This is a genomic window from Arthrobacter sp. efr-133-TYG-118 (assembly GCF_030209755.1).
GTDB lineage: Bacteria > Actinomycetota > Actinomycetes > Actinomycetales > Micrococcaceae > Arthrobacter.
In genome coordinates this window covers 1-16768 of the sequence record NZ_JARVRH010000016.1, presented here as the reverse complement: position 1 = coordinate 16768, position 16768 = coordinate 1, and the positions used below count along the sequence as shown (strand labels likewise).

The window sequence follows — 16768 nt, the reverse complement described above, 5'->3', positions numbered from 1 at the left end:
GGCGTCCCGGGCCGCTAGGCGCCGTCCGCTAGCCGTTAGCCGTGCCGTCCGCTAGCCGTTAGCCGCGAGAGATCTCGATCATGTCCTCGCGCGGGACGACCTTTATGCGTTCGCGCACGACGCCGGCGTCCGGGTTTTCGGCGGTCCATTCGGCGCCGAGGGCTAGTTCGTGCGCATCGAGCTTGTTCCAGCCTTCCCAGGTGGTGTACTCGATGCCCCGCTCTTCAAGGAGGTTGATGATAGCCTGCGGGTCCGGGTTTTCGGCCGGGGGCAGCGTGAGGCGGTCCTCCAGGAGGCAGCCGATGGTCTCCAGCGCGTCGCCCTTGGTGTGCCCGATCAGGCCGACGGGTCCGCGCTTGATCCAGCCGGTGGCGTAGATACCCGGCACCGCTTTGCCGTCGGTGCCCAGTACCCGTCCGCCGTCGTTCGGAATGACGCCGCGGCGGGCGTCGTACTCAAGCTCGTCCAGCGGGGAACCGTGGTAGCCGATGGCGCGGTAGACGGCCTGGATGGGATAGTCCACGAACTCGCCGGTGCCCTTGACGTTGCCCGTGCCGTCCAGCTGCATGCGCTCGAATTTGATGCTGGAGACTTTTCCGGAGCCGTCTTCCGACACGATTTCCACCGGGCTGTGCAGGAAGTGCAAATGCAGCCGGCGGGACGAGGGCTGCTCTGCTTCGGCATGTTCCTCGACGAGCCAGTTGGTCAGCGTGTTGACCATGGTCTTGATCTGGTTGTTGCTGCGGATGGCCTCGTCGGAGGCTTCATCAAACTCGAAATCTTCCGGGTACAGCACAATGTCCACGTCGTTGGAGTGCGAGAGCTCGCGCAGTTCCAGCGGAGTGAACTTGATCTGGGCTGGGCCGCGACGTCCGAAGACGTGCACGTCCGTGACCGGGGAGGCTTTAAGGGCGGCATAGACGTTGTCCGGGATTTCAGTCACCAGGAGGTCATCTGCGTGCTTGGAGAGCATGCGGGCCACGTCCAGCGCGACGTTGCCGTTGCCGATGACTGCCACTTCCTTGGCATCCAGGGGCCATTCGCGGGGCACGTCCGGGTGTCCGTCATACCAGGAGACGAAGTCGGCTCCGCCGAAGGAGCCTTCCAGCTCGATGCCGGGGATGTTCAGGTCTGCGTCCTTGATGGCACCCGTGGAGAAGATCACCGCGTCGTAGAAGGCGCGGAAGTCGTGCAGCGTGAGGTCGCGGCCGTAGGTCACGTTGCCGAGGAAGCGGATGTCTCCGCGGTCCAGGACCTTGTGAAGCGCGTTGACGATGCCCTTGATGCGGGGGTGGTCCGGCGCCACGCCATAGCGGATCAGGCCGTACGGTGCGGGGTAGGCCTCGAAAAGGTCGATGCTGACCTCGACGTCGCCGTCCTTGACCTCGTTCGATTTGGTCAGGATATCCGCGGCGTACACGCCGGCCGGCCCTGCGCCGACAATAGCGACGCGCAATGGACGTTTTGAGGTGGTTTCGGCCGAGTTGGACACCGTGAACCCTTCTGAGACAGGAATCCGCCCCGCGTGGTGGGGCGCGCAGTTTCCAATTCTAGTTCTCAGTTGTGGCAGTAGTGTCAGGACGTGGCGGTAGGTGACACAACCGGGCGAGGAAACTCACAATAACTTTCCGGCCGTACGGTCAGGAATACCTTCACAAAATGTGATGTTGTTGACTTTGTGTCTACGCCCGAGCAAACCGTGCCTGCCCAGTCCGCCACCAGTGCTTCCAGCGCTTCGAATGCTTCGGCTGCAGCAGCCGCCGCTGCCACTGCCAAGAAGGAGACGACGGCGGGTGTGGTGTTCGGCATCGGGGCGTACGGCTTGTGGGGGCTGCTTCCGCTCTACTTCCTGGTGCTGCAACCCGCCGGAGCGGTCGAAATCGTCGCCAACCGGGTGGTGTGGTCGCTCATTTTCTGCGCCCTGCTCATCACGATCACCCGGACATGGCGCCTCCTCGGCAACGCCTTCAGGGACCGGACCGTCCTGGGGCCACTCGCCATAGCTGCCGGGCTGATCGCTATCAACTGGCTGACCTACACCTTCGGCGTCACCACCGGACATGCGGTCGAAGCCTCGCTCGGCTACTTCATCAACCCGCTCGTGTCGGTTCTCCTTGGCGTGTTCGTCCTGAAGGAAAAGCTCCGCCCGCTCCAGTGGGCCGCCGTCGGGATCGGCTTCATCGCCGTCGGCGTCTTGACGGTTTCCTATGGCAAGCTGCCGTGGATCGCGCTGGTCCTGGCGTTCAGCTTTGGACTTTACGGTTTCGTGAAGAAGCGCGTGGGGCCCAAGGTCAACGCCATCACGAGCCTCACTGTGGAGACCGTGGTCCTCGCGCCGATCGCCGGCGCCACCATGATTGTCCTCGGCCTCACGGGGGCCGGGACTTTGGGAAGCAACGGCCCGGGCCACTTCTGGCTATTGGCGGCTTCAGGCATCATCACGGCTGTGCCGCTCCTGTTCTTCGGTGCCTCCGCACGCCGCCTGCCCATGACCACCATCGGCCTCCTGCAATACTTCGCACCCGTCCTCCAGTTCATCGTGGCCCTGGCCGTCTTCCACGAAGCCATGACGCCGGACCGCTGGGTTGGCTTCGGGATCGTGTGGCTGGCGCTGCTGCTCCTGACCCTCGACATGCTACGCACGGCACGCAAGAACTCGGTCATCAGGAAAAGCGCACGGCTCAGCGCGGCCTAGGACCCCCGGACATACCCAGCGCTACCGATCACCAATGGACATGCTCATTGTTAAACGCAAGGGATGGACATAGTCACACTATGTCCATCCCTTGAACCTGGAGGTGGGCATGTCCACCTGAAGGTTGTGGCTAAGCGTTGGCCTTGATGGCCGCCGCCAGGACCTCGAGGCCGTCCAGGAGCAGTTCGTCGCTGATGACCAGCGGCGGCAGCAGACGGATCACGTTGCCGTAGGTACCACAGGTCAGGATGATGACGCCTTCCTGGAGGCACGCGGCGGCAACAGCCTTGGTCAGCTCCGCGTTCGGTTCCTTGGAGCCGGCCTGGACCAGTTCGATCGCCAGCATGGCACCGCGTCCACGGACGTCGCCGATGACGGAAAGTTCCGAAGCGAGCTCACGCAAGCGGCTGAGTGCGATTTCCTCGATGTGGCGGGCGCGTGCGTTGAGGTCGTGCTGCTCCATGGTGCCGATGGCCGCAAGCGCTGCGGCGCAGGCAACCGGGTTGCCACCGTAGGTGCCGCCGAGGCCGCCCGGGTGGACGGCGTCGAGCAGGTCTGCGCGGCCGGTGATCGCGGACAGCGGGAGGCCACCGGCAATGCCCTTGGCCATCGTGATGATGTCCGGGACAACACCCTCGTGGTTGACGGCGAACCATTCACCCGTGCGGCAGAAACCGGACTGGACCTCGTCGGCGATGAAGACGATGCCCTTTTCCTTGGCCCATGCGGACAGCGCCGGCAGGAAGCCTTCGGCTGGGACAATGAAGCCGCCCTCGCCCTGGATCGGTTCGATGATGATCGCGGCAACCTGGTCGCCACCGATCTGCTTCTCGATCATGGTGATGGCGCGCTTGGCGGCTTCGGCACCCGTGATCCCCGGGTTTTCCTCGCGGAACGGGTAGCTCATCGGCATGCGGTAGACCTCGGGCGCGAACGGGCCGAAGTTGGTCTTGTACGGCATGGCCTTGGCGGTGAGCGCCATGGTCAGGTTGGTGCGGCCATGGTAGGCGTGGTCGAAGGCGACGACGGCGTCACGGCCGGTTGCCAGGCGTGCCACCTTGACGGCGTTCTCCACTGCTTCGGCGCCGGAGTTGAAGAGCACGGTGCGCTTCTCGTGGTCGCCCGGGGTAAGCCGGTTCAGCTGCTCGGCGACGGCAACATAGCCCTCGTACGGCGTGACCATGAAACAGGTGTGGGTGAAGTGCGCTGCCGCATCCTGGACGGCGGCGACGACGGCGGGATCCGAAGCGCCAACGCTCGTCACGGCAATGCCCGAGCCAAGGTCGATGAAGGAGTTGCCGTCGACGTCGCGGATGATGCCGCCGTCGGCGTCCTCAACGTAGACCGGCACGCCCGAGGACACACCGGCAGCGACGACGGCGGCGCGGCGCTCGTTCAGGGCCTGCGACTTGGGGCCGGGGAAGGCGCCGTTGATGCTGCGCTCCTGGTCCAGGCGGTAGGTGATTTCATGTGCTGTTGCGGTCATGATGGTTCTTTCTTTCTTACGCGTCCAGTGCGGACATGACGTGCTTGATGCGCGTGTAGTCCTCGACGCCGTACATGGACAGGTCCTTGCCGTAGCCGGACTGCTTGAAGCCGCCGTGGGGCATCTCAGCGGTCAGCAGGATGTGGGTGTTGATCCAGACCGCGCCGAAGTCCAGGTCGCGGCTCATCCGCATCGCGGTGCCGTGGTCCGTGGTCCAGACGCTGGAGGCCAGGGCGTATTCGACGTCGTTGGCCAGCTCGAGAGCCTCGGCCTCAGTGGTGAACTTCTGGACGGTAATGACGGGTCCGAAGGTTTCCTTCTGGACGACGTCGTCGCTCTGCTTGGCGCCGGTGATGATGGTGGGCTCGAAGAAGAAGCCCTTGTCACCCGCACGGTGGCCGCCGGTTTCGATCTTGCAGTTGGCCGGCAGGTGCTCCACTACCGAGTTCACGGCATTGAAGTGGTTCACGTTGTTGAGCGGGCCGAAGTAGTTTTCCTCGTCGTTCTGCGAACCGGTGTGCAGCGTCTTGGTGTGTTCCACCATGGCGGCAACCACGTCGTCGTGGATCGAATCTTCAATCAGCACGCGGGTGATGGCCGTGCAGTCCTGGCCGGCGTTGAAGAAGGCGAATTCGGCGATGGCCGCTGCGCTCTTCTTGATGTCGGCGTCCTTGAAGACGATGGCCGGGGCCTTGCCGCCAAGTTCAAGGTGGGCACGCTTGAGGCCCTTTGCCGCCCCGCTGGCCACGGCAATGCCGGCACGTACGGAACCGGTGATCGAGACGAGGCCCGGGACTTTGTGCTCCACCATCATCGAGCCGGTGGCCGCGTTGCCGAGGACCACGTTCAGAACGCCGGCCGGGAAGATCTCCCCCGCCAGGCGGGCCAGGACCAAGGTGGACTCCGGAGTGGTGTCGGAGGGCTTGAGAACGACAGTGTTGCCTGCGGCGAGGGCGGGGCCGATCTTCCAGATGCCCATGAGGAACGGGTAGTTCCACGGTGCAACCTGGGCGACGACGCCGATCGGTTCGCGGCGTACGTACGAGGTGTGGCCCTCGAAGTACTCGCCGGCGGACTTGCCTTCCATGATGCGCGCGGCGCCCGCGAAGAAGCGGAGCTGGTCTGCTCCAGCGGCAACCTCCTCGGACGCGATGAGGGCGCGGACCTGGCCGGTGTTGCGGTGCTGTGCCTCAACGAGCTCGTCGCTGTTGGCCTCGATGGCATCAGCGAGCTTGAGCAGCATGAGCTGGCGCTGGCCAGGCGTGACATGCTTCCAGGACTTGAAGGCTTCCTTCGCCGCATTCATGGCCGCATCGACGTCGGCCGCCGTGGAGATAGGCGCATGAGCGACAATCTCCCCGTTGGTGGGGTTCACGATGTCGAGCAGTTCGGTGCCTGCCGGCGTGACGAACTCGCCGTTGATGAAGTTCTGCAAGGTTTGGACCACGGTGTACAACCTCTTTCGGTGTCTAGGCATTGGTTGCAGCTGCTCCGAGCCTATGCCAGCACCCCGCGGCGCGGAATAGTCAGGTGCACACCTCGACCACGCCGACTTAGTGCGAATGACCAGTGCCGGGATATCCTTTTTGGCATGGCAATGTCACTCGCCGCGCTCGTCGCCGTCCCCTCTCTTCGGCTCCGCAAAGCCGGTCTCGCGGAAACCACGTGGAACGAAGATATCCGCTGGGTGGCCGTGACCGAGCAGGAGGATCCCCAACGCTTCCTCAATGGCGGCGAGTTGATCCTGACCACAGGCCTCAGGCTCAACGGAGCCGCGGAACAGCGCCGCTTCGTGCGCCAGGTCCAGCGGGCGGGAGCCGTCGGCATCGGCTTCGGCACCGGACTGACCCACGAGTCCGTGCCCCCTGCCCTTATTGCGGAAGCGAACCGCTGGGGCCTGCCCCTCGTGGAAGTTCCGTACGAGACCCCCTTCATCGCTATCGGCAAACTCGTGGCCGATTCCCAATCCGCTGACCACTACTCCAAGCTGGAGCGCCTCATCGCCGGCCACCAGATCCTGGCCCGGGCCCTGCTGACCGGCGGCGGGCTCGGCGAATTGCTCAAGCAATTGGGCAGCATGCTCCGGACCGACATCGCGCTCACGCAGTTCAGCGCCCAGCTCTACAACAGCGTGGCCGGCAGCCCCGCACCCACCGCCGACGACTGGGCGTCCTTCCCCATCCCGACGGGCCGCCGCGACGCCTGCACCCTTTGGATCAAACAGCCCTTCGGCGACACCGGAATTGTCAGTTATGCGCAGAACCTGATCAGCGTGGAACTCAACAACATGGTCAAACAGCGCCAGAGCCAGCGGGCCTTGGCGGGCCAGGTGCTGGACGATGTCATCCACGGAACCCTGGACACGGTGGAGGGCGCCCGCCGCCTGGCCGGCGTCGGAATCAACAGCACCCGCAAGAACGTGGTGCTGCTGGTGGTCTCCGCTGCCCACCACAAACAACTCAGCAGCACCTCGCTTCCGCAATCGCTCGACGGCGGGGTGACCGCCGTCGTCGGGAAGGACCTGGTGACGGTCGTGCCCGACGACGGCAGTTCCGCGAGCGCGCTCGCGAAGGATCTCAGTGATCACCTTTTGGAAGCGGGGATCCACGCGGTGATCGGGATCGGCGGCGCCTACACGAAGCCGAACGGCGTGCGCTGGAGCTACTTCGAAGCGCGCGACGCCGTGGCGCACGGCCTGCCGGTCAACGAACCTGAGCGGCTCAGCCTGACCTCGCTGTTGCTGGCCAGCGAGGACGTGCCGCTGGCGGACATGGCCAGCGAGGCGCTCACTCCCCTGCGCAAGTTCGACGCGGCGCACGGCTCCGAGCTTGTTCCGACCCTGGAAAGCTACCTCAACCACAATGGCTCGGTGGCCGCCGTCGCCGAAGCCCTGACGCTGCACCGCAATACGGTGCGCTACCGCTTGGCGCAAATCACGGACCTCACCGGCTACGACCCCGCCCAGACGCCGGACCGGGTGCAGCTGTGGCTTGCCTTGGCGGTGCAACGGCTGGGAGCGCGCAACCCGCGCTGAGGGTTCTTCGCGGCCCGGCCCAACTAGCTGGCATTTGTTGTCGTTTTGAGGGCTGAAAACGACATTAACTGCGAGTCAGTTGGGCTCCGACGGCGGCGCGGAGATTTTCACCACAGAACTTCCCGCAGCAAACATCAAACGTCTAACCTTTAAACATGGCTCCAACTCACCCGACTCCCCACGCAACGGAAGCAACAACTGTCCCGGCCAGCGGCGGCACGGTGGCGCCGAAATCCCGGGTGGTCGCCGTCGTCGGGATCATCGCCGTCATCCTGATCGGCCTGAACCTGCGCGCCGGCATCACGAGCGCGGCGGCGCTGTTCCACGATTTGCAGGCATTCCTCGGCTACGGGGCACTCGTCGCGTCGATTCTTCCGTCCATCCCCTTGCTGTGCTTCGCCGTGGCAGGACTGGGAACCTCGTGGCTGTCGCGAAGGATCGGCGTCGAGAAGTCGATCTTCGTGGCGCTGGCCATGCTGGCTGCCGGGCTCCTGGTCCGCAGCATCCCAGCGACCGGCGCACTCCTCGCCGGAACAGTTCTGGCGATGTCCGGCCTGGCGGTGTGCAACGTGGCCATGCCGTCGTACATCCGGGAGCACTATGCAAGCAAGACCTCCATGATGACCGGCCTCTACACCTTCACGATGTCCGGCGGCGCCACCTTCGCCGCGGCAGTCAGCGTGCCGTTGGCCCAGCAACTGGGCTCGCCGTCGATGGGCCTTGCCGCATGGGGCCTCCTTGGCGTCGCCGCACTTCTTGGCTTCCTCCCCATGGTCCTCCACACCCATCGCACTTCACGCAAGGCCAGCCAGGAGCACGTATCGATGTGGCCGCTCCTGCGCACCCGGCTGGGATTCCTCATCACCTCCATCTTCACGTTGCAGGCCCTCCTGGCGTATGCCGTGATGAGCTGGTTTGCCTACATCCTGACAACCCAAGGACTCAGCGCCTCCGAGAGCGGCCTCCAGTTCGGACTCATGCAGTTGGTTTCGGTCGCCGCCGGCATGATCCTGCTGGCCATCGGCTCGCGGCCCGGCATGATGCGGCCTGCCCTGTACCTGGGTAGCGGCACCACCCTTCTGGCAATCCCGGCAATGCTGTTGCTGCCGACGTCGTTCGCTTCGGTTCCCGCCGTGATGTTCGGTTTCGGCCTAGGCATCTTCCCCTTGGTCCTGGTGATCATCAGCCGGAGCGGGCGTACGACGGCGGAGACCACCGCCATGTCCACCGTCGCCCAATCCGTGGGGTACTTGATTGCGGCTTTGGGACCGTTCGGCATGGGCCTGCTCCACAGTGCCACCGGAGCTTGGACCCTCCCCCTGGCGCTCCTTGCCGTTGCGGCCCTGGCCCTCATGGTGACCTCCCACCTGCTGACCAGCAAACGCACGCCGATCAAGGCCGGACCAAGGCCCGTGGCATGAGCCTGACGCCTTCGCACCGGCCCGCTTTGGCCGAGGAAGTCACCAAGCAACTTCGCGGCATGATCCAGTCCGGAGAGTGGCCGCTGCAGGAAAAGATTCCGGCCGAGCCGGAACTCATGGCCTCGCTCGGAGTCTCCCGCGGGACACTCCGGGAAGCCATCAAGGCCTTGGCGCACAGCGGCATGCTGGAGGTTCGCCGGGGGGACGGCACCTATGTCCGGGCCACCAGCGAGATCTCGGGCGCGGCCCAACGAATGTACAAGGAACACACGCAGGAGCATGTGGTCGAAGTCCGGGTAGGGCTCGACACCCAGGCCGCCCGACTGGCCACGAAGCATGCCACGGCCGAGGACATCGCAGCCATGCGGACCCTCCTCCAACTACGCCACGACGCGTGGCTCGCGGCCGACTACCCCGCCTGGGCCCGAGCCGATTGGGATTTCCACGAACGGGTGGCCCTGGCTTCGGGCAACCCGTTGCTGCACCAGTTGTACGTGTCCTTCGGCGGGGTCTTCCACGACGATCTCCTGCGCCAACAACGCAAGGCCGGCTTCAACGGCATCCCGCACGAAGGCCACGACGAACTCGCCGACGCCATCGAGGCACGCGACGAGGCCGCCGCCGTCGCGAGCGTCTACCGCAACCTGGACTTCGCCGCGGAGTGGATCAACAGCTGACGCCCGCTCACCTATGACGGGCTTTCCCCGACGCCCGCTCACCTCTAGTGAGCGGGCGTCCGCCGGAAATGCCCCAAAGGTGAGCGAGCGTCCGCCGTGTCCCGGGCATCTAGGCCGGAGCGGCGCCCGTCATCTCGACGCCGGCATCAGCTGCCTCGCGGAAGAGGGCGTCGATGAGCACCACGTCGCGGCCGACACGATGCAGCAGGCTTGCGGCGACGCTGGCCCGGTAGCCGGAGGTGCAATGCACCCAGATCCTGGCTTCCGGCAATTCGTCCAGCCGGAGCAAAAGCTCGTGCAGTGGAACATTCACTGCCTTGGACACATGGGAGGCGGCATATTCCTCGGTGCGGCGCACGTCCAGCACTGTTTCTCCCGGGACTTGGTCCCGCACCAGCCCCGCCCAGTCGGTGATCGGATACTGCACGAGGGACGTGCCTGGTGCCAGGGCCCCGGGATCCTCGCCGACGGCGGCGTCCGGGGAGTCGAATCCGATTCTTGCGAGATCGCGGATGGCCTTTTCGACGTCGTCGTGGGCGCCCAGCAGCGTCAGCGGCTGGTTCCATGGCAGGACCCAACCGAGGTAGCTCGTGAAGCTCGACCCCGTCCCGTATTCAAAGGCCACGCTGCCGCGCAGGTGGTTTGCGGCGAATGCGACCCGGCTGCGCAGGTCCACGACCCATTCCCCGTTCTCGAGCCTGCGCTCCAGTTCCGCGGATTGCACCGATTCCGGCACGTCGAGCACTGCAGGTCCCGGTCCCAGGGCGTTGATCGGGCTCATGTGCGCGTAGTAGCTCGGGTAGGCCGTGATGTTCGCCAGGAGGTGACTCACAAAGTGGTCTTCGTCCGGATCGGTGAGCGCATGGTTGGTGGCGCCCTGCTCCCCGATCGTCGATGCGGGGATCCTGCTCGCAGGACCGATGGAGCAGAACGAACCGAAGCCATGGGTGGGATACAGGATCGCGTCCGGTGCTGCCTCAGCAACGAGCCGCCGGACCGAGGCGTATTGGTCATGGGCCAGTCCGGCGGTGTCCTCCGGGCCGATCAAGTCAGTCCGGCCCACAGAACCGTAGAGCAGGCTGCCCCCGGAAAACACCGCTTGCCGGACGCCAGTGCCGGCGTCGGGGTCCGAAACCACATAGGCCAGATGAGTATGCGTATGGCCCGGAGTGGCCACTGGCTTGACGGAAAGTCGGCCGACCTTGAACGCCTGCCCTGGAACAACCGGCTCACGTTCAAACGCCACATTGTCCGCGGCATTCACCAAATAGCGGGCGTTGTGGTGCCGGGCAAGGATGAGGCCACCCGTGAGGTAGTCGTTGTGGAGGTGGGTCTCAGCAACATGGGTGATGGTCACACCGGCGTTTCGCGCTGCCGCTTCGACGCGGTCGGTATCGCGCTGGGGGTCGATCACGAGTGCCGCCGTGCCGTCATGAACGAGGTAGCTGCGGTCCCCCAATTGGGTCGTTTCGACGACGACGACGTCCATGCGGAGAGTCTAACCCCGATAACAAACAACGCGGGGTCACTTAGCGCCCATTCCGATGCTCCGGATGGGCGCTAAGTGACCCCGCGTTGCTGAAACTAGACCTGAGCGGCCACGCCGTCGCGGGAAATGTCTACCATGTCCTCGCGCGGCACAACCTTGATGCGTTCGCGCTGGACCTCGACGCCGTGCGAGCCACCCGCTTCGGAAGCGGCGGCGCCAAGAGCAAGCTCGTGGGCGTCCAAAGCCAGCCAGCCTTCCCAGCTGGTGAACTTCACGCCGCGGGCGTCCAGGAGCTCGACGACGGCGTCCGCCTCGGGAACGGTAGCCAACGGCAGGTTTTCGCGGTCTTCCAGGAGGTACGTGACCGTCTCCAGGGCGTCGCCCTTCGTGTGGCCGATGAGGCCGATGGGGCCACGCTTGATCCAGCCCGTGGCGTACAAGCCAGGAACGTGCTCGCCGGAAGCGTCCAGCACGCGACCGCCGTCGTTCGCGACGACCCCGCGCCGGTGGTCGAACTCGACGTCCGGCAGCGCGGAACCGAAGTAGCCGATCGCGCGGTATACGGCTTGGACCGGGTAGTCGACAACCTCGCCGGTACCGCGCGCATTGCCGGTGCCGTCCAGCTCGGTCCGCTCGAACTTGATCGCGGCAACCTTGCCCGGGGCCTCCGCGGAATCCACGATCTCCACCGGGCTGTGCAGGAAGTGCAGGTGCAGTCGGCGGGAGGCCTTGAGCTCGGAGAGGTCCTCGGGCTGCTCGGCGATCCAGTTGGTGAGGGTACCCACCATGGTTTTGGTCTGGTTGTTCGTCTGGATCTGGCGGTCCGACTCTTCGTCGAACTCGAAGTCCTCGGCGTAGAGGATGATGTCCACGTCCTTGGAGTGGGACAGCTCGCGGAGCTCCAGCGGGGTGAACTTCACCTGTGCCGGGCCGCGGCGGCCGAAGACGTGCACGTCGGTGACCGGGGAAGCCTTGAGGCCGGCGTAGACGTTGTCCGGAATTTCGGTGACCAGGAGGTCGTCCGCGTGCTTCGAGAGGACACGGGCAACGTCGAGTGCCACGTTGCCGTTGCCGAGCACGGCCACGGAGGTGGCTTCGAGCGGCCATTCGCGGGAAACGTCGGGGTGGCCGTCGTACCAGGAGACGAAGTCGGCGCCGCCGAAGGAGCCTTCAAGCTCGATTCCCGGGATGTTCAGGTCGGCGTCCTTGATGGCGCCGGTGGCGAAGATGACGGCGTCGTAGTGCGTGCGCAGGTCTTCGATGGAAATGTCAGTGCCGTAGTCGACGTTGCCGAAGAAGCGGATGTCACCGCGGTCCAGGACCTTGTGCAGGGCGTTCACGATGCCCTTGATGCGGGGGTGGTCCGGGGCAACGCCGTACCGGATCAGGCCGTAGGGGGCCGGGTAGCGGTCGAAGAGGTCGATGCTGACAGTCAGCTCGCCGCTCTTGACGGCCTCGCTCTTGGTCAGGATGTCAGCTGCGTAGACGCCGGCCGGGCCGGAGCCGACGACGGCGACGCGCAGCGGACGTGCAGCGGTTCCTACGGTGGTGCTAGATGACACGGCTGTGTTCCTTTTCAGTGTGCTGAGGGGCTAGGGGTAACGACGCGGGGCTTGTTAGGGGTCAGGGTGCTGTAGTCAGCGGTCTTGAAGTGCTCGGGGGCGAACGGGCTGACACGCACCACATCGCCGATCACAATCACTGCGGGATTTGCGACGCCGGTGGCCTCGGCTTGCTCGGCAATGGTTGCCAAGGTGCCGATCGTGACGCGCTGTTCGGGCATGTAGCCGTTCTCTACGATACCCACTGGCGTATCCAAGGGCATTCCGGATGCCGCGAGTGCAGCGGCGGATTCGCGGAGTTTGGCGACACCCATGAGCAGGATCACGGTGTGGTCGGGACGGGCAGGGACCTCGGAGAGTTCCTCGTGGCCGGTCACCACGCTAAAGCCCTTCGCAAGTCCGCGGTGCGTCACGGGAATCCCTGCTGCCGCGGGCACGGAGATCGCCGAAGTGACACCGGGAACCACTTCAACCTCGACGCCGTTCTGCCGGCAGAATTCCGCTTCCTCGCCGCCGCGGCCCAGGACGTAGGGGTCGCCGCCTTTGAGCCGGACCACACGGTGGCCGGCCAGGGCTTCCTCGACAAGGATCCGGTTGATCTCCAGTTGCGGCACGGGGTGGTGGCCGGGGGTCTTGCCGACCTCGATCACGCGGACGTCCGGAGCCAATTCCTGCAGCAAGTCGCGCGGCCCGAGGCGGTCCGCGACGACGACGTCGGCCTGGCCCAGGAGACGGCGGCCGCGGACCGTGATGAGCCCGGAGTCGCCAGGACCGCCACCCACGAGCGCGACGCTTCCGGTCGAAGCACGACGACGGCGGAGCGGCAGGTCTCCCGTCTCAAGCGCAGTGGCAACCGCGTCGCGCAACGCCATGGCACGGCGGGGGTCTCCCCCGGCGTTGATCGCGATCTTCACGTCGTCCACTACGGCGACCGCGGGGGTCCAAGCCGCCGAGGATTCATGGTCGGAGGCGTTGACGCACCAAATGCGCTGCGCCTCGGCATCGGCGGCAACCTGGGCGTCCACAGCGGCAACGCCGGTGGCGGTCTGGACGAACCAGACGCCGTCGACGTCGGAGGAAAGGTACGTGCGCGGCTTCCAGGTGAGCAGGCCGGAGGCGGCGAGTTCGCGGAGCGCGTCAGAGGCAAGCGGCGCGACCACGGTCACCCGGGCGCCGGCGTCGAGCAGCCCCTTGGCGCGTCGCGCAGCCACGGGTCCGCCGCCCACCACCAGCACCGGGCGGCCGAGCAGCCGCAGTGCTGTGGCGTAGATGTCCTGTATTGCCATGAAAAAACTGTAGGGCCGGGCCGTAACATGCTTCAAAGGTCCGGAAACACCAGTTCACGCTAGGTAACTCTGCGTCACATTACGCTTGCGCGGTGGGCGCCTCCCAGCCGATCGCCGGAGCGACGTATTTGGCGATGTTGCCCAGCAGCTTGACGTTGTATTCCACCCCGAGTTGGTTGGGCACGGTGACCAGCACAGTGTCCGCGGCCTGGACCGCGGCGTCCTGGGCGAGTTCCTCAGCCAACGCATCGGGTGGGCCGACGTAGCTCTTGCCGAACCGCGACACGGCGCCGTCGAGCATGCCCACTTGGTCGCGGTTCTCCACCTGCGCGCGCAGCCCGAAATAGTGTTCGTCCTCGGCGTCCACCACGGGGATAATGCTGCGACTGACCGAAACGCGCGGCTCAAAACCATGTCCGGCTGCTGCCCACGCCTCCCGGAACATGCTGATCTGTTCGGCCTGGAGCTGGTCGAAGGGAACCCCGGTGTCCTCGGTGAGCAGGGTGGAGCTCATGAGGTTCATGCCTTGTTCCGCGGCCCAGACGGCGGTCTTGCGGGTGCCGGCGCCCCACCAGATGCGCCGCGGCAGCCCGGACGACGTCGGCTGGATCGGCAGGAGGCCACGGCCGCCGCCCCTGAAGGAGGGATCGGCTTCGGCCACTCCATGACCCGCGATGGCATGCCGGAATACGGCGGTGTGGCGGCGGGCCATCGCGGCGTCGTCCTCACCCTCGGCAGGCGCGTAACCGAAGTACCGGGCGCCATGCAGGGCAGGCTCGGGTGAACCACGGCTGATGCCCAACTGGAGCCTGCCCTGGCTGATGAGGTCCGTGGCCGCGGCTTCCTCGGCCATGTAAAGGGGGTTTTCGTAGCGCATGTCGATCACGCCGGTGCCCATTTCGATCCGGTTGGTCCGGGCCGCGATGGCCGCCAACAAGGGGAACGGCGAGGCTTGCTGGCGCGCAAAGTGGTGCACGCGGAAGAAGGCCCCGTTGATGCCGAGTTCCTCCGCCGCCACCGCAAGGTCGATCCCCTGGAGCAAGGCGTCGCCGGCCGAAGGAGTCAGCGAGCCTTGAACGGGTCCCCAATGGCCGAAGGAAAGAAAACCGATTCGTTTCATGCCCGCGTCAACCACGGGGCAAGCCGGGGAATTCCTTGAGGGCCGCGCCCGTGGTGAGGCGCGGCTGCCGGACGAAGCGGCCCGACGGCGGAAGTCGCCGTCGGGCGCGCCCTCTCAGGTGAGCCTGGTGATCTGGACCTGCACGCTCAAGACCGAACCCCCGCCGCCGGAAAGAATCCCCCGAACGGGCGCGACGTCACGATAGTCGCGGCCGCGAGCCACAGTCACGTGGAGGTTGCCTGCCGGTTTGTGGTTGGTGGGGTCCCAGCTGCGCCATTCGCCGTCCCACCACTCAAGCCACGCGTGGGACTGTCCGGCGACGGTCTCCCCTACGGCCGCATCCGGGACCGGGTGAATGTAGCCCGATACGTACCGCGCCGGAATGCCCAGGCTCCGCAACGCCGCAATCCCCAGGTGGGCCAGGTCCTGGCAAACACCCTTGCGCTGTTGCCAGACCTGCTCGGCATTGGTGCTGACGCTGGTAACCCCCTTGACGTACTCCATGTTGGCCCGCATCCATTCCATGACGGCGGGGGCCGCTTCCCCGGGTTCAAGGCCCGCCGTCACTCCAGCCACCGCCTTGCGGATCTCCTTGCCGATGGCGGTGAGTTGTGAGGGCGTAATCCACTCGCTGAAGGCGTCGGTAATCGCTTCGGATTTGATCTCCTCCCAGCCAAGTCCCGAGGTCGACGGCGGCGGGCTGGCGCTGCGGTCCACCTCGACGGTGGACACCGCAGTCACTTTCATCTCGCCATGCCGGTGCTGCATATCGAACGTGCTCACCCGGGAACCCCAGTAGTCCCGATAGCTCCCGACGGCGGCCTGCGACGGCGACACTTTCAGCCTGGATTCCAGCACCACCTGCTGGGCGTCGCTGAGGGGCGTCAACCTCGCCTCGTTGTAGGACCGGGTCACGCTCTTCTTGTATTTGTATGCCGTGGTGTGCACGATGCTGAGCCGGGTCATGAGACTTCCCCTATCCATTCGAGTTCAGAGGCCTGGTTGAAGTATTTGCGGGAGACGGCCTCGGAGGCTTGACTGACCGCCCTTTGGACGCGTTCCATGTGCTCCGGCAGTTCCTCAATGAGGTTGTCCGTGCGGTGGAACTCCAGGAAGGTGCGGGCCTGCCCCACCACCCGCCGGGCGTCGTCGATGAAGCCTACCCGTTGCGCAGAAGGATCCAGCTTGGAAAGGCACTCTTCGGCGTCCCGCAGCGCGTACACGATGGAGCGGGGAAAGAGCCTGTCCAGGAGGAGGAATTCGGCAGCATCCTGATCCCCGGACGAGCCGCCCCGGTTCCGCAGGAATGATTCGTAGGCCCCGGCGCAATGGAGCATGTTCACCCATGAAAGGCTGCCGGAGAGCAGGTCCCTTGTAGAGAGCATGCGTGCCGTCATGTCGGCGCGTTCCAGGGAACGCCCCAACACCATGAAAAGCCAACTGTCGTCGTGGCTGACCGTTGAGTCGGCGGAGCCGGAGACCATGGCGGTACGTTCAAGCACCCAATGGCAGAAGCGGTATGTTCCCACCAGGTCCTTTCGCTGCTTCTTGAGTCCGTTATGGGTGGTGTTCAGTCCTTCCCAGAGGCTTGACGACACTGTTTCCCGGGCTCGCCTGGCGTTCTCCCGTGCCGCGGAGAGCGATCCTGCGATGGAGGTGGGGCTCGCCTTGTCGTGGGCCAGGCATTTGAGGAGCCGATCCAGCGTCACGGCCTCCGTCCCGGGGTCCGAGCCCATCAGGGCCAGAAGGTTCCTTGAGACGCGGTTTTGCTCGTCTTCACCCAGGCCATTGAGGCGTTCGAGGTGGACGTCCAGGATTCTGGCTGTTCCGTCGGCTCGTTCCACATAGCGGCCGATCCAGAACAGCGATTCAGCGATACGGCTGAGCATGTGTCTACCTCCTGTGGCTACGGATTGGGGTGGTGGTATTCATTGGTCGGCACCGTCCCGCCAGTTGCTTTCGACGGGCCAGACCGAGACCTGTTCGCGGACCGTGATG

General features: G+C 65.3%; 13 protein-coding genes. 4 read left to right on the top strand and 9 right to left on the bottom strand.

Going from position 1 to position 16768, the window contains the following annotated elements:
• Window positions 1-58: 58 nt before the first annotated feature.
• Window positions 59-1492, bottom strand: coding sequence for an FAD-dependent oxidoreductase (locus tag QRN59_RS14500; RefSeq protein ID WP_284983206.1), 1434 nt, complete (start codon window positions 1490-1492; stop codon window positions 59-61).
• Between the two features lie 303 nt (window positions 1493-1795).
• Between QRN59_RS14500 and rarD the strand changes: the two genes are divergently transcribed.
• On the top strand, window positions 1796-2695 hold the full coding sequence (rarD, locus tag QRN59_RS14495; protein WP_284983293.1) for an EamA family transporter RarD: 900 nt from the start codon (window positions 1796-1798) through the stop codon (window positions 2693-2695).
• Window positions 2696-2825: 130 nt separating this feature from the next.
• Here rarD and gabT read toward each other — a convergent pair whose 3' ends face one another.
• Together gabT and QRN59_RS14485 are read right to left on the bottom strand one after the other, a co-directional pair.
• On the bottom strand, window positions 2826-4181 hold the full coding sequence (gabT, locus tag QRN59_RS14490; protein WP_284983205.1) for a 4-aminobutyrate--2-oxoglutarate transaminase: 1356 nt from the start codon (window positions 4179-4181) through the stop codon (window positions 2826-2828).
• Between the two features lie 16 nt (window positions 4182-4197).
• Window positions 4198-5628, bottom strand: a complete 1431-nt coding sequence (locus QRN59_RS14485; RefSeq protein ID WP_236812411.1) for a gamma-aminobutyraldehyde dehydrogenase — start codon at window positions 5626-5628, stop codon at window positions 4198-4200.
• A 144-nt stretch (window positions 5629-5772) separates the two neighbouring features.
• On the opposite strand from QRN59_RS14485, the gene QRN59_RS14480 reads away from it, so the two are divergent.
• The 3 genes from QRN59_RS14480 to QRN59_RS14470 all read left to right on the top strand — a co-directional run bounded on the left by QRN59_RS14480 (window position 5773) and on the right by QRN59_RS14470 (window position 9313).
• Window positions 5773-7215 (top strand): PucR family transcriptional regulator, encoded by a 1443-nt coding sequence (locus QRN59_RS14480; RefSeq protein WP_284983204.1) that lies wholly within the window; start codon window positions 5773-5775, stop codon window positions 7213-7215.
• 155 nt (window positions 7216-7370) lie between these two features.
• On the top strand, window positions 7371-8636 hold the full coding sequence (locus QRN59_RS14475; RefSeq protein ID WP_284983203.1) for an MFS transporter: 1266 nt from the start codon (window positions 7371-7373) through the stop codon (window positions 8634-8636).
• On the top strand, window positions 8633-9313 hold the full coding sequence (locus tag QRN59_RS14470) for a FadR/GntR family transcriptional regulator (RefSeq protein ID WP_284983202.1): 681 nt from the start codon (window positions 8633-8635) through the stop codon (window positions 9311-9313). Before QRN59_RS14475 ends, QRN59_RS14470 begins: the two co-directional genes overlap by 4 nt.
• 109 nt (window positions 9314-9422) lie before the next feature.
• Here QRN59_RS14470 and QRN59_RS14465 read toward each other — a convergent pair whose 3' ends face one another.
• The 6 genes from QRN59_RS14465 to QRN59_RS14440 form a co-directional block, all read right to left on the bottom strand.
• A complete protein-coding gene (locus QRN59_RS14465) occupies window positions 9423-10802 on the bottom strand; it encodes an MBL fold metallo-hydrolase (protein WP_284983201.1) in 1380 nt (459 codons plus the stop codon).
• A 95-nt stretch (window positions 10803-10897) separates the two neighbouring features.
• The gene (locus tag QRN59_RS14460) at window positions 10898-12364 is read right to left on the bottom strand and encodes an FAD-dependent oxidoreductase (protein ID WP_284983200.1); all 1467 of its coding nucleotides are present in this window, start codon (window positions 12362-12364) and stop codon (window positions 10898-10900) included.
• 14 nt (window positions 12365-12378) lie between these two features.
• Complete coding sequence (gene cobA / locus QRN59_RS14455; RefSeq protein WP_284983199.1) at window positions 12379-13650, bottom strand: uroporphyrinogen-III C-methyltransferase; 1272 nt, start codon at window positions 13648-13650, stop codon at window positions 12379-12381.
• Between the two features lie 79 nt (window positions 13651-13729).
• A complete protein-coding gene (locus QRN59_RS14450) occupies window positions 13730-14770 on the bottom strand; it encodes an LLM class flavin-dependent oxidoreductase (protein ID WP_284983198.1) in 1041 nt (346 codons plus the stop codon).
• A gap of 114 nt (window positions 14771-14884) precedes the next feature.
• Window positions 14885-15736 carry a transglutaminase family protein gene (locus QRN59_RS14445; RefSeq protein ID WP_284983197.1) on the bottom strand — a complete coding sequence of 284 codons (852 nt, stop codon included), beginning with the start codon at window positions 15734-15736 and terminating at the stop codon, window positions 14885-14887.
• Complete coding sequence (locus QRN59_RS14440) at window positions 15733-16659, bottom strand: alpha-E domain-containing protein (RefSeq protein WP_284983196.1); 927 nt, start codon at window positions 16657-16659, stop codon at window positions 15733-15735. Before QRN59_RS14440 ends, QRN59_RS14445 begins: the two co-directional genes overlap by 4 nt.
• Window positions 16660-16768: the final 109 nt, after the last annotated feature.

Coding starts and splice junctions, on each gene's coding strand:
- QRN59_RS14480 (WP_284983204.1), top strand. CDS start 5,773: ATGGCAATGTCACTCGCCGCGCTCGTCGCCGTCCCCTCTCTTCGGCTC.
- QRN59_RS14450 (WP_284983198.1), bottom strand. CDS start 14,770: ATGAAACGAATCGGTTTTCTTTCCTTCGGCCATTGGGGACCCGTTCAA.
- cobA (WP_284983199.1), bottom strand. CDS start 13,650: ATGGCAATACAGGACATCTACGCCACAGCACTGCGGCTGCTCGGCCGC.
- gabT (WP_284983205.1), bottom strand. CDS start 4,181: ATGACCGCAACAGCACATGAAATCACCTACCGCCTGGACCAGGAGCGC.
- QRN59_RS14470 (WP_284983202.1), top strand. CDS start 8,633: ATGAGCCTGACGCCTTCGCACCGGCCCGCTTTGGCCGAGGAAGTCACC.
- QRN59_RS14475 (WP_284983203.1), top strand. CDS start 7,371: ATGGCTCCAACTCACCCGACTCCCCACGCAACGGAAGCAACAACTGTC.
- QRN59_RS14440 (WP_284983196.1), bottom strand. CDS start 16,659: ATGCTCAGCCGTATCGCTGAATCGCTGTTCTGGATCGGCCGCTATGTG.
- QRN59_RS14445 (WP_284983197.1), bottom strand. CDS start 15,736: ATGACCCGGCTCAGCATCGTGCACACCACGGCATACAAATACAAGAAG.
- QRN59_RS14465 (WP_284983201.1), bottom strand. CDS start 10,802: ATGGACGTCGTCGTCGTCGAAACGACCCAATTGGGGGACCGCAGCTAC.